Here is a 12,231-nt window from a genome sequence, read left to right as displayed (position 1 = left end):
CGGCGTTTTTATATTCGGTTCGCTCAGATTAATGAATGGCTTAGCCTAAATTCATTAACGCTTGGCGGCTCTTCACTATATTAGTGAAGGTACGTAATTCTTGATTCGCTAATTGGCTTGCCATCGGGATATCGGCTCTCATTGGGTCCACTGGCTTGCCGTTAACGTGGAATTCATAATGTAAATGTGGACCAGTAGAACGTCCTGTATTGCCTGATAAAGCAATCACTTGGCCACGGGTGACGCGTTGACCTTTACGCACTAACGCCTTAGAAAGGTGTAAATAGCGTGTACGGTACTTACCACCGTGTTCAATCACAATATATTTACCCGCGAATTGGTGATCGGTGACTAAGCTTACGACACCATCGCCAGGGGCAATAACTTTAGTACCAATAGGCACTGAAAAGTCGGTACCGTTGTGGGGTGAAATACGGCCAGTAATAGGATGTTTACGCGTCGGGTTAAAACGAGAACTCATGCGTGGTTGTTTGGCTAACGGAATACGTTGGAAGGCACGCACTAAGCTTTGGCCTTTAGCATCGTAATAACTGCCATCGGTATGTTGGAATGCACTAATTTCGGAGCGGCCCGTTTTAATGCTCACTCCTAATATTTGACTGCTTCCCGTTGCTTCGCCCTCAACATATTGATCATTTACCAAAACAGAAAATTTATCACCTGCACGTAAATCCCGTGCAAAATTCACTTTCTCTTTGAGTAAATCTTCAATCCGCTGAATATCGGCCGCTGCTAAACCCATTTTTTGCGCCGAAACGTAGAATGAGCCTTTAATATCGCCGGTGAGAATACGGTTTTGCCACACACCTTCAACGTTAATTTCTTCAACGTTAAAGCTGCCATCTTCATAACGGGTAAATACCACTTGGCGTGCGGCGTTAAAATACAGCTCTAACTTTTGCAGTTGGCCTTCATTATCCAACCAAAATTGGATACGGTTACCGGGTAATAAGGTATCGAGCGCCAGAATGTTTAAGTCGGCTTCTAATACTTTATACATGGTTTGCTGATCAACACCGGCTTTAGAAAATAAAGCACTTAAGGTATCGCCAGAAGCAATGACACGTTCAAAATGAGGGGTATTATCGACAATTGGGGCTGTTTCAACAGGCTCAGAAACCTGTGGCAAAATCGTCTCAAGATCGAGCGCGACGGGAATACGTTGAGCAGTAGGAACCACATGGTTGGCATTCGGCATTAACATCGCCGCACCGATTAATAAACCACCAACGAGGAGAATATTCTTGTGGGCTGAAGATAAATTCTGCAAACGAATTTGCGGAAAATTAGCCAAATTGGGTTTACCTGTCTGCAACGCTTTCACCTTTTGTTATCGTTATTGCGTTATATTTTTGAACCAGTCCCTCTGGGGGAAGCCCGAATTTTGTCAACTTATCCCAAAAAACCGATTATGACAAACGCTATTTTGCACTTTTATAGCACTATTTACTAAAAACATGCGTCAGTTAGCACTTTAAACCGATTGTGTGTTCTGTATATAGATGTTAAATAGCGCAAAATCTCGTTTGTCATATCAATAAAAACAATGTGTTAAGCCAACATTTCTCCGCTTAAGTTAGACTAAGGCAAAATCACCTTGATTTCACTCCCATGGGAGGTTTTCAAGATATCAATTCGAGTGCCTATCTGTTCTTTCATTTCGGATACATGGGAAATCACCCCAATCATCCTCCCCGCCGACTGCAAATCCATCAACGTGCGAATGGCAAGTTCGAGGGAGTCCTGATCTAGGCTGCCAAAGCCTTCGTCGATAAATAAGGTATCGAGTTTTATGCCGCCCGCGTAAGCTTGAACCACATCCGATAAGCCCAAGGCCATCGACAAAGCTGCCATAAAACTCTCACCACCACTTAAGGTCGCCACGGGACGCACTTTAGAGGTGTACGCATCCTCGACTTCAAGCTCTAGCCCTGAGGCCTTATTGCCCTTCGCCCTGTCCTCTTTGCGCAATAATCGGTAGCGCCCTTTACTCATTAAATGCAGCCTCTGCGTTGCCGCAAGCAACACATCGTCGAGCAGTACGCTGAGCACAAAGCGTTGCAGGGAAATTTTGTTGCCCGTATTACCATTGGCAACATCGGCCAAGGTGCCAATCACTGCGTATTCATCCTCGAGGGATTTGGCCTTTTGATCGACCACCGCCAGCTGAGTTTGGGTATTGTTAAGCAGGGTGAGCCGAGTATTGAGTTGGCTCCATACCTCTTCCGCCGTTTTAAGCTGCGCGAGTCGCTCAGTGAGCAAGGCCTCTAAGGCGTCAAGATCGGGTGATGTCGACTCGCTCAACTTGGTTGTAAGCTGAGTCAATTGCGACTGATTTAAGGCGCACTGTCTGTGATAGGTTTCTATGCCCTCAGCCAGCGTCTGCATTTGCTCATCGGTTAACAAGGCTTCGCGCAATGCATCCCTATCAATAAAGCCTGCGTTATCGAGCGCCGTCAGTAGTGTCTGCTGTGCTTGCGCCTGCAGATCTGCCGTAGCATGACAACGCTCCATTGCCGCCGATAATGCCGTTTGCGCCGCGACACTCTGCTGCGTTGCCTGCTGCTGCGCGGTTCTCAATGCATCAATCTGACGCTTTATCTGTTCGAGTTGTTGCTGGTTATTCGCAATCGCTTGATTCAATACCTCCAGTGTTCGGTATTCTTCTGGGATCCTCAGCGCTTTTTCCGCAAATTGACCCGATAGCCGCTCGACTTTGCCTTCTTGCTCACGGTAACGCTCACGCTCAATTTCCAGTTGCTGCGTCAAAGTCGACTCTTGCTGCTGCAAGGTTTTGATCTGTTGCTGTAACTGCTGCAGCGCTTGCGCCGCTGCGTCGGCCTGCTTCGCTTGCTGCATGAGCCTTTCTAAGGTTTGGCTATGGGATTCGAGTGACAACTCAACCTTATCACCAAGAGCTGTTGCCAGATCATTCGCCTGCTGTTGCTGTGCTTCTAATTGCTTTTGCAGCCCACGATATTCTGCCCGCGCTTTATTGAGATTATCGAGCGCCAAGGCCTCGGCATCCTGCGCCGCCTGCAATTGTAGATCCGTTGGTAAATCCTCATGACTCACCGCGGGATGAGGATGGGCCGAACTGCCACAAACCGGGCATGGTTCATGGGGTTTTAACTCTCTAGCTAAAATGGCTGCCTGACCTTGAAACCACTTCAGCTGCAAAGACTTGTAAGCCGTTGAAGCTGCTTGATATTGGGTATTAAGTACTTTTCCTTGTGAGCCGACCTGCTCAAGAATCCCTTGAGTGTGCGCGACTTTGGCACAGATCTGCTGCCACTGCTTGAACTGCTCGAGCATATGACGGTGCTGTTGCAGCGCCTGCGCAGTGGCAAGTTGCTGCTCACTTTGCGATTGCAAGGCTGGCAATTGATTCTCACAATGACTGCGCTGCTCAACTAAGGTGGCAAGTGCAGTTTTACTCTCCTGCCCCTGCAGCTTGGTGTGTTGCAGTATCTCTTTTGCCTGCGTTAAAGCTTGTTCCAGGCTAGCAAACTCTGCCAGCTGCGGCACTAACGCACTGAGATGACTGTGTTGCTGCTCAACCTCACGCAGCTTATGTTCGAGGGGAATAATTTCCTGCGCCGCAGTTTCTGCATGAGTGAGGGCGAGCTTGGCGGCATCGAGCGTCGACTGCGCGCTATCGCGCTGAGCGGCTGCAACACTCGCTTCTTGCTCCCGCGACAAGGCATTATCTAATAAGGGTTTTACCCGCAGTGCTTGCTTGGCCACCTCAAGCCGTGTCGTTTGGGTTGCAATATGCGCTTGCTGCTCATTAAGACGAAGCGCCTCAGCCTGCAATTCCTCTAAGCGAGTAAATTCCGCAAAGAGTTGCTGCGCGCTATCACGCTGTTTTAATGCCGCCAAATGCGCCGCAACGCTTTGCTCTTTTGCTACCGTCGCTGCCGCGAATTCGGGTTCAATGCGACTAAACTCAGCGGCAAGTTCATCATCGGATGTGAGTGCTGCCGTTTGCAAAATACCGTCACGGCGGGCGCGCTGCTCTTTCACTAAGGCACGAATATCCGCCGCCTTAGCCTTTAGAGTATCTTCGATGCGCTTATAGATATGGGTTTGGAATAATTGGCTAAAAATCTGCTCACGCGCCTTAGAGTCGGCCATCAGCAATTCGCGAAATTTCCCCTGCGGCAGCACCATCACTTGGCGGAACTGCTCTACATCTAGGCCGGTTAATGCCTCGATTTCGGCCGTGGCGTCTGATACTTTACTGGCGACGATAAGGGTTTCACTGCCGTCTGGGGCAATCTTATACAGCTGAGCCTCACTCTTTTGTACCGTTGAGCCATCACCGCTTTTCTTTAATCTTTCCTGCTCGGGGACGCGGCGAATACGATAACTCGTACAGCCTAATTGAAAACTAAAAGTCACCTCGGTAAGCAAGTTATCATCGGCCATATCGCAGCGCATCTGACTGCCTTCGCGCTCGTTACCAGTGGTTTTGCCGTAGAGCGCAAAACAAATTCCGTCGAGCAATGTAGTCTTGCCCGCACCAGTTGGCCCGTTGATCAGGAATAAGGGGTTATCCCCCAGTTCGGTAAAATCAATGGTTTGAATCGAGGCGAAGGGGCCAAAGGCCGACATTGACAGCGTGAGTGGCTTCATGCGGATTGGTCCCCTTTTGCTGCAACGCGAGTAGATCCAACGCTATCCCCTTCATCCCTATGAAGCTTAGTTAAAATCTCATCCATAACCGCTTGCTGCGCATCACTCAGCGCCTCGCCAGAGACTTGGCTGAAAAAATCACGGAACATGGCCATTTCGCCTTTTTTGATATGGTCACGATTGAGTGCGACGGCCTGTTCGCCCGCCATTAATCCTGTGCGTTCTAGATGCAGCACATTGGGATAGACACTACGCAGTTTGCCCATGGCATCTAAAATGGCGTGTTTATCGAGGAGTCTAACCATCAGATAATCCTCACGCTTAGCATCGGTTTTCCCTACCTCTAACAAATGCGCCAATTCCCCTTCGATAATCCGCACATCGCGCAGCGCCGTTAAGGGCAAGAGTTGGATCTGCGCTGGAGTTTGCGCAGCAACATCCACTAAAGTGACTGACTTGTGTTGATGCTGTTCGCTAAAGGAGTATTTCAAAATCGAGCCAGAATAACGTACATGCTCGCTACCTTTATATTGCGGTCCGTGTAAGTGGCCGAGGGCAACATAGTCAAACTCACTAAACAGCCGTGGGGAAATTTTATCGGCGCCACCAATACTCAATGGCCGCTCAGATTCTGACTCACTGCCACCATCTAAAAAGCAATGACTAACAACGACTTTAGGTAACCCTTGGCTATCGTGGGAGCGGACTTGTTCTAACAGTAGCGCCATCGCCTCTTCATGGCTGGATATACTGAGCCCCTTAGCATCCGCCTCAAATACTTGGCGCACAGTTGCTGGTTCGGCGTAAGGCAGCGGATAAAAGTAAGCATCGCCACTTGAGCTAGTTAAGCGGATCGGCGTTAAATCAGCCTGTAGTGGCCCAATAATGTGCAAACCACTTGCCGCCATTTGTTTGGCCGCAAAGCCTAAGCGTTCGTGCCCGTCGTGGTTACCGGCAATCATCAACACTTGTAATCCCAACTCGGTGATGAGGCGATTAAGCACCTCATCGAGCAAAGCCACGGCGCTGGCAGGTGGAATCGACCTATCGTAAATATCCCCGGCAATAATCACCACATCGACAGAGTGCTGCTTTGCCAATGCCACAATTTGATCAAGCACGTAGGCTTGGTCTTCTAAAAGTGATTGATTGTGTAACTGGCGGCCAATGTGCCAGTCAGAGGTATGGATAAATCTCATCGTTGCTAAACCTTAATGGATACTAAGCCGATTCTATCGCGTGGGTGCTTACCGTTTAACTTGTGAAGTTTCCGGTGCAAACGCTTGGCAATAACACAGTCTATTGATCCTAAAAACGCTTTAAAAATGCTAGGTTATCCTAAACATTGCTGCGGAGTATAGCGAATACCAAGGGACTGAGGAGATTTACAGCAATAAGGCCAAAAACTGTGCTCATGAGACTATGCAGCACAAATAGGCAATCGGCCTTATCAAGGGAGGGTCAAATACGATAGCGGCTATATCAAAACAGGTGATATTGGCTCGCCAACAGTTTCACACTCATGGCCAAGGACATAGTCACCACTAATGGCTTAATGATCTTAGTGCCTTTAGTCACGACTAAGCGCGAACCTAAAGTAGCGCCGATTGCCTGTCCTGCAAGCATCACTAAACCAAGCACCCAAATCACTTTGCCACCCAAGGTGAAGAAGATAAGTGAAGCGATATTGGTCGAGAAATTTAACACCTTGGCATGTGCCGTCGCTTTTGCCAGACCAAAACCGGCAAGAGTCACAAAGGCCAGCGCGAAGAAACTCCCTGTGCCAGGGCCAAAAAAGCCATCGTACAAACCCACACCGAGCGCGGCGGTAAAGGCAAAGGCGGTAGGTGTTAACACTTGATGACGGTCATCTTCCGAAATCTTTTTCGAAAACAGGAAATAACAACCAATGGCGAGGATTAAAAAGGGTAAGACTAACTCCAGTACTTTGGCATCGATCAACTGCACTAGAATCGTGCCTAAGGCGGCGCCCGCAAAGGCACAGATAAGGGACAGTTTAACGGCCTTCAAATCGACCAATCCCTTACGCACAAAGTACAAACTCGCAAAGAAGCTGCCACCGCAGGCCTGTAATTTGTTAGTCCCGAGCGCTACCGCTGGCGGTAACCCCGCCCACATTAACGCTGGGATAGTCAGCAATCCCCCGCCGCCGGCGATAGAGTCGATAAACCCCGCCACCATAGCCACGCCAAAGAGTAATGCCGCAATTTGTAGAGTCAGTTCAAATTCCATGATTGTTATTATTGAGTAATAGGAGCTAAGGCTTCGCATTAGACTGCGTTTGCCTTATAAACGCAAAGGAGTTATTGTCGCGCTAGCGTGAGTAAAGCTCACACTAAATGCCCTCTATCATTTACTCGATTCGGATACGCCTATGTTTACTTCCCTGCCGCCCCTCAATGCATTACGGGCATTCGAGTCTGCCGCCCGCTTGCAAAGCATGACACTTGCTAGCAAAGAGCTGCATGTCACCCACGGCGCCATCAGTAAACAAATCCGTGTATTAGAAGAATTCTTAGGTTTTGCCCTCTTTGTGCGCCTGCATAAAAAAGTCGCACTCACGGACGAAGCCAAACGCTACTTGCCCCATGTGCAAGCGGCTCTGCAAACCTTATCAAGCGCCACAGCCGATTTACGCAGCCAAGGTTCACGACCACAAACCTTAGCGATCAATGTGTTACCCAGTTTAACCATCAACTGGTTAATCCCCCGGATGGAGCAATTTAAATCTCGGCATCCGCATTTGTATGTGGATCTTTCGATCGGTGACTTTGCCGTCGACTTCAGCCAGGGCCGTTACGACATCGCCATTCGCAGCAGCACTCAACTCCCTAGAGGGGTAAATTACATCAAACTGATGGATGAAGACTTGTGTTTGGTGTGCGCGCCATCACTCGCGCCTAAACTCAAAAGCATCGAAGACATCAATCAGGTTACGCTACTTAAACACACCACACGGCCAGAGCTGTGGGAGTATTGGGCGGATAAAGTGGGGCTAGTGCTCACGCAGGCGCAAACCTTTGGCGTCGAACATTTTTATATGTTGAGTCAAGCAGCCGCCAGTGGCATGGGCGCTGCACTGATCCCACGCTTCTTTATCGAAGAACAATTGGCCAATGGCAGCTTGGTGATCCCGTTTCAAGCGCCTTTTACCAGCCCATACGCTTATTACTTGCTCACCCCCAAATCCCCTAGCCTGCCGCTAAAAGTACAGGCCTTTATCGATTGGATGCTCGAGTTATTTGCCCCATATCGACAATCGTCAGATAACGACAAAGCCTAGATAGCAAAAAACCACCTGAGCGGTGGTTTTTTAACGCTTATCCGGCGATAGGCTTAGTGATGGCAATGTTCATCGTGAACATGGTCGTCATCCATAAACTCATCATCACCTTCTTGATGTTGCATTACGCCCCATCCATCGGTCATGCCGCCGAACTCGGCCGCAAAATCATTGAGAATGGTTTCTTGCTCAACCAAGTCATCGTAGTCTGGCACCATGTTGATGCATACGATGATTTCCCACTTGCCAAGTTCATCGTTAAGGTTCAGCTCAACTTCGCCTTCTAAATCGGAGTTGGCTAACTCTTCGAGTGCAGATTCAGCATCACGCTGATCATCGAAAACTAAAAAGAAATCAACATCGAGGGCTTTAGTGAGGTCAATTCCGGCTTCGGCCATCGCAGCCAGCATTTTGCCATTATCGTCATCTGGAAATTGCATATCCTACTCCACAGTATCTGGCTTATTCAGCCGCAATGATTTGAACCGATTCACCATTAAAGCTGACGATGTCACCCGCAACGACTTTTTTACGTTTGCGCGTTTCCACTTCGCCATTGACGGTAACCAAACCTTCATCAATAACATGCTTTGCTTCGCCACCGGCATTCGACATGCCTTGTACCTTTAATACTTTGTACAATTCAATAAAATCTTCGCCAGGATACAAAGCTAACTGATTAATTTGCGCCACTTAAACACGCCTCAAAAAATAAACCTGCGGCATTATAGCAGCATGTCCCATGGGATGCAGATAATTTAACTTATCTTTGCCTTTCATCGGCGAGCAGCCCGTAGGCGCATTCATCCTGCCACTCATCGCCTATCTTAAAATGCTGCCGAAATACGCCTTCGAGTTGAAAGCCACATTTCTCCATCACCCGGGCCGAACCAATATTGTCTTTGGCGCAGTGCCCAACCAATTTATGAACTGACAAACTCAAACAGGCCCAATCGACAACCGCCTGTAAACTCTCAGTGGCATAGCCTTTACCGTGCCCCGCGTGCGCCAGCAAATAACCGACCTCGGCACGTTGCTCCTCCACACTTTGACAATGAAGACCGGTTAAACCGATAAACTCACCGCTATCAAGGGTTTCGATCACCAGTGTGAGCCACTCGCCAGAGGCATAGTCCCAGGTGGCTGAGCGCTGCTCAAACTTTTGCCGGATCACTTCGGGAGCTTCAGGAATACGCACATAGCGATTGATGTCAGGATCTTGATATAATGCCAAGAAGTGTGGCCAATCCTGCTCCTGTAAACTGCGAAGTCTTAATCTGTCGGTATAGAGTTCAAGCATAGCGGCTCCCCAATGGATGGACGAACTAAAAAAAATGGCAGCCAAACGCTGCCATTGTCTCGGCAAGGAGACGATTAACCGCGGCTGGTCACTTCGAGTAAGTGGTAACCAAACTGGGTTTTAACTGGACCTTGAACCACGTTTAATGGCGCACTAAACACCACTTCATCAAACTCACGCACCATCATCCCAGGGCCGAATGAACCTAATTCACCACCTTGAGCACCTGATGGGCATGAGGAATGGGCGCGGGCGATTTGCGCAAAATCGGCACCGTCTAGGATCTGTTGTTTAAGTGCTTGGCACTGCTCTTCGCTGCTCACTAACAAATGTCTTGCTGTAGCCTGAACCATGGTAAAACTCCCTGAATAATCCTGAGACATTTGCCCCGAATATCATATGGTTCCCGTTTTTATGACATCTAAACGGGATGTGAATGTTGAGTATAAAAACATTCTGTTTAATTAAAAAGTCTTAAACTGCGCCGTCATTAATTTTGTTATCGATAACGACGCAACATAATTGACTCAGTGTTAAGCCTTAGTCGCCGCAATCCAGCGGTCTATCTTCTGCTCCATCACCGCCATAGGGAGTGAGCCAGAGGTGAGGATCTGATCATGGAAGGCTTTTAGGTCAAACTTATCACCTAGGGCTTTTTCAGCACGCTCACGTAGGGCAAGGATTTTTAGCTGACCTACTTTGTAGGAAAGCGCTTGACCCGGAATCGCCATGTAGCGCTCAACCTCAGCAATAATATCCGACTCGGCCATGGGCGAATTATCCTTCATATATTGAATCGCTTGCTCGCGGCTCCAACCTTTGGCATGTAATCCCGTATCTACCACCAAACGCATCGCACGCAGCATTTCGTCTGAAAGCTTACCAAAGTACTGATAAGGGTCGCTAAAGAGCCCCATTTCGATGCCTAAGTATTCAGCATAGAGCGCCCAGCCCTCTTCGAAGGCGGTATAGCCACTGAAACGTTGGAACTCAGGAACGCCAGTGAGCTCTTGTTTAATGGCGATTTGGAAATGGTGACCAGGCGCGGCCTCATGTAATGATAACGTCGTCATGCCCCATTTCGGCTGAGCTTTTAGATTATAGGTGTTGATATAAAACACCCCTGGACGACTACCATCCACAGCCGGCGATTCATAGGATGCGCCCGCAGCCGATTGCTCTCTAAAGCTTTCAACCGGTTTAACCACATAGTCGGCCTTTGGCATCACGTTAAAATACTGTGGCAATACTTGGTTAATTTTATCTTTTAACACCATATAGCCATCGATTAGGCCTTGGCGATCGTTATAGAAGTATTGTGGCTCAGACGATAAAGAGGCGAAAAAGGCTTTTAAGTCACCTTTAAAACCCACTTGCTCACGGACTTTGTCCATCTCAGAAAGAATGCGCGCGACCTCATTCAGACCGATTTGATGAATTTCATCCACTGGCATGGTTGTGGTGGTGTGGGAATTGGCTAAATGCTGATACCAAGCCTTACCGTTTGGCAGGCCAGACCAACCGTCGGTTGCACGGGACTTTGGCAAATAAGTTTGTTTGAAATAATCGCGCAGCCCCGTTAATGCAGGCACTAAACGCTCATTAATCATCGCCTGATAACTTGACGTTAGCTCAGCCTTATCTTGATCCGAAAACCCTTCTGGGAAGTGATTAATCGGTGAATAGAAAATGCTTTGGCTAGCATCCGTGGTAAGCATGGCATCAAGCTGTGGAATAATCCGTTCAACTAACACGCGAGGTAACACCACTTTACTGGCAATGCCTTCATTCATGCGATTTTCAGCTAATTGGATCCAATCGATAAAGCCGTTAACACGCTGCTCCCAGTTACGATAATCCTGTACTGTGTTAAAGGGCTGTGCACTCTCACCGCTACCCAGTTGTACCATAGTGATCACTGTGCTGTAGAACTGGCTGATCGGCATAAAGCGTGATGGGAAGGTTTCATCCACTAAGGCCATTTCACGGTCATACACAAACAGCGCGTAGCTGAGTTGTAAATCAGCTGGCAATTGCTCAAGGTCAATCGCCCTCACTTGCGCTAAATAACGGGTATTAAGATCATGACGCGCCTTGAGATATTCCTCGGTTAAGTCTCCACCAAACTGCGCGTTGTAATCATTAATACCGACAAAAGTGGCATAAATCGGCTCTAACTTTAAGTAATCTTTAAAATAGGCATCGACTAAGGCAGCGTATTTAGACTCAGCGGTTTGAGTTTCAGTTTGCGCCAGAGCGGCTTGGGTCGTACCTTCCTGTACTGCTGTCGTTGTTTCCGGCTTTGAGCAGCCTTGTAAAGCAAGCACTAACGCTATCGTTCCCGCTAATAAACTAAATTTCATCTTTTATATTTCTCCTTTTGGGTCCGTGATAGCCAAACTCTTCCTATACTTAGTTCAAAGTCTGCTTACGGGATTCATCTATGATCTACTCATTTCGTAACTCAGGTTTTAGGGATCCTGAAACAGGGGTCTATAACCAAACCTATTTCATGGAAGTATTCAACCGAGAGTGGCACAGGCACATACGTGAGCAACAAAGCTTGGCGTTATTGTATCTGTGCCCTCACATTCATGAAACCGTCAAACAACCCCATTTACTCGAATTCTTTACTAAACAGGTACAAGAAGCACTGCTACGGGCGACAGATTTGATTGCAAGGTTAGATCACAACCATTTTGCGTTAGGACTTTTCAATATTGATGAGGAAGGTACTGAGGTAGTGTTAAAGCGTATAGAACAACATATTCAGGAATTTAATCAAGAATTTGGTAAAAATCACAAACTGAAAATCGATTATAAACTCGCTGCCTGCCTCTGCTTACCGACCCAAGAAAAACGTATCGAATCTTTATTTAACAATGTCTCAAAGCTGTCACTCGAACTCGAACGCAATCAGCAACAATCACAAGTTTTAGTAAAGCTTCAATAAAGAAAAAGCCCCTTA

Annotated in this window: 11 protein-coding genes; 2 read left to right on the top strand and 9 right to left on the bottom strand. The window is 47.8% G+C overall.

Annotated features, from left to right (window positions below):
* Positions 1-40 precede the first annotated feature (40 nt).
* The 4 genes from M0415_RS02710 to M0415_RS02695 form a co-directional block, all read right to left on the bottom strand.
* Positions 41-1,336, bottom strand: a complete 1,296-nt coding sequence (locus tag M0415_RS02710; protein WP_086902587.1) for a peptidoglycan DD-metalloendopeptidase family protein — start codon at positions 1,334-1,336, stop codon at positions 41-43.
* A 266-nt stretch (positions 1,337-1,602) separates the two neighbouring features.
* Positions 1,603-4,659 (bottom strand): SbcC/MukB-like Walker B domain-containing protein, encoded by a 3,057-nt coding sequence (locus M0415_RS02705; protein WP_249555776.1) that lies wholly within the window; start codon positions 4,657-4,659, stop codon positions 1,603-1,605.
* Positions 4,656-5,858 (bottom strand): exonuclease SbcCD subunit D, encoded by a 1,203-nt coding sequence (locus M0415_RS02700; protein ID WP_088213065.1) that lies wholly within the window; start codon positions 5,856-5,858, stop codon positions 4,656-4,658. The genes M0415_RS02705 and M0415_RS02700 overlap by 4 nt, the downstream gene beginning before the upstream one ends.
* Before the next feature lie 283 nt (positions 5,859-6,141).
* Complete coding sequence (locus M0415_RS02695) at positions 6,142-6,912, bottom strand: TSUP family transporter (RefSeq protein ID WP_176400025.1); 771 nt, start codon at positions 6,910-6,912, stop codon at positions 6,142-6,144.
* Positions 6,913-7,054: 142 nt separating this feature from the next.
* Here M0415_RS02695 and M0415_RS02690 point away from each other — a divergent pair, with 142 nt between their 5' ends.
* Positions 7,055-7,963 carry a LysR family transcriptional regulator gene (locus M0415_RS02690; RefSeq protein WP_249555777.1) on the top strand — a complete coding sequence of 303 codons (909 nt, stop codon included), beginning with the start codon at positions 7,055-7,057 and terminating at the stop codon, positions 7,961-7,963.
* Between the two features lie 53 nt (positions 7,964-8,016).
* Here the strand turns inward: M0415_RS02690 and M0415_RS02685 are convergent, their stop codons facing one another.
* The 5 genes from M0415_RS02685 to M0415_RS02665 form a co-directional block, all read right to left on the bottom strand.
* Positions 8,017-8,403 (bottom strand): ribonuclease E inhibitor RraB, encoded by a 387-nt coding sequence (locus M0415_RS02685; RefSeq protein ID WP_011717512.1) that lies wholly within the window; start codon positions 8,401-8,403, stop codon positions 8,017-8,019.
* Positions 8,404-8,425: 22 nt separating this feature from the next.
* Complete coding sequence (locus M0415_RS02680; RefSeq protein WP_011623208.1) at positions 8,426-8,656, bottom strand: RNA-binding S4 domain-containing protein; 231 nt, start codon at positions 8,654-8,656, stop codon at positions 8,426-8,428.
* 70 nt (positions 8,657-8,726) lie between these two features.
* On the bottom strand, positions 8,727-9,263 hold the full coding sequence (locus M0415_RS02675) for a GNAT family N-acetyltransferase (RefSeq protein WP_249555778.1): 537 nt from the start codon (positions 9,261-9,263) through the stop codon (positions 8,727-8,729).
* Positions 9,264-9,337: 74 nt separating this feature from the next.
* Positions 9,338-9,616 carry a peptidylprolyl isomerase gene (locus tag M0415_RS02670; protein WP_011623210.1) on the bottom strand — a complete coding sequence of 93 codons (279 nt, stop codon included), beginning with the start codon at positions 9,614-9,616 and terminating at the stop codon, positions 9,338-9,340.
* Between the two features lie 180 nt (positions 9,617-9,796).
* Positions 9,797-11,626, bottom strand: coding sequence for a DUF885 domain-containing protein (locus M0415_RS02665; RefSeq protein WP_249555779.1), 1,830 nt, complete (start codon positions 11,624-11,626; stop codon positions 9,797-9,799).
* A gap of 80 nt (positions 11,627-11,706) precedes the next feature.
* Here M0415_RS02665 and M0415_RS02660 point away from each other — a divergent pair, with 80 nt between their 5' ends.
* Positions 11,707-12,216 (top strand): diguanylate cyclase domain-containing protein, encoded by a 510-nt coding sequence (locus M0415_RS02660; protein ID WP_011717515.1) that lies wholly within the window; start codon positions 11,707-11,709, stop codon positions 12,214-12,216.
* Positions 12,217-12,231: the final 15 nt, after the last annotated feature.

The organism is Shewanella sp. 10B (genome assembly GCF_023475885.1).
Lineage (GTDB): Bacteria > Pseudomonadota > Gammaproteobacteria > Enterobacterales > Shewanellaceae > Shewanella > Shewanella mangrovisoli.
This window is presented reverse-complemented; position numbering and strand designations above follow the sequence as displayed.

What these genes read in the sequence shown, in the direction of transcription:
- M0415_RS02705 (WP_249555776.1), bottom strand. Translation starts at nt 4,659, where the DNA reads ATGAAGCCACTCACGCTGTCAATGTCGGCCTTTGGCCCCTTCGCCTCG.
- M0415_RS02700 (WP_088213065.1), bottom strand. Translation starts at nt 5,858, where the DNA reads ATGAGATTTATCCATACCTCTGACTGGCACATTGGCCGCCAGTTACAC.
- M0415_RS02695 (WP_176400025.1), bottom strand. Translation starts at nt 6,912, where the DNA reads ATGGAATTTGAACTGACTCTACAAATTGCGGCATTACTCTTTGGCGTG.
- M0415_RS02690 (WP_249555777.1), top strand. Translation starts at nt 7,055, where the DNA reads ATGTTTACTTCCCTGCCGCCCCTCAATGCATTACGGGCATTCGAGTCT.
- M0415_RS02685 (WP_011717512.1), bottom strand. Translation starts at nt 8,403, where the DNA reads ATGCAATTTCCAGATGACGATAATGGCAAAATGCTGGCTGCGATGGCC.
- M0415_RS02675 (WP_249555778.1), bottom strand. Translation starts at nt 9,263, where the DNA reads ATGCTTGAACTCTATACCGACAGATTAAGACTTCGCAGTTTACAGGAG.
- M0415_RS02670 (WP_011623210.1), bottom strand. Translation starts at nt 9,616, where the DNA reads ATGGTTCAGGCTACAGCAAGACATTTGTTAGTGAGCAGCGAAGAGCAG.
- M0415_RS02665 (WP_249555779.1), bottom strand. Translation starts at nt 11,626, where the DNA reads ATGAAATTTAGTTTATTAGCGGGAACGATAGCGTTAGTGCTTGCTTTA.
- M0415_RS02660 (WP_011717515.1), top strand. Translation starts at nt 11,707, where the DNA reads ATGATCTACTCATTTCGTAACTCAGGTTTTAGGGATCCTGAAACAGGG.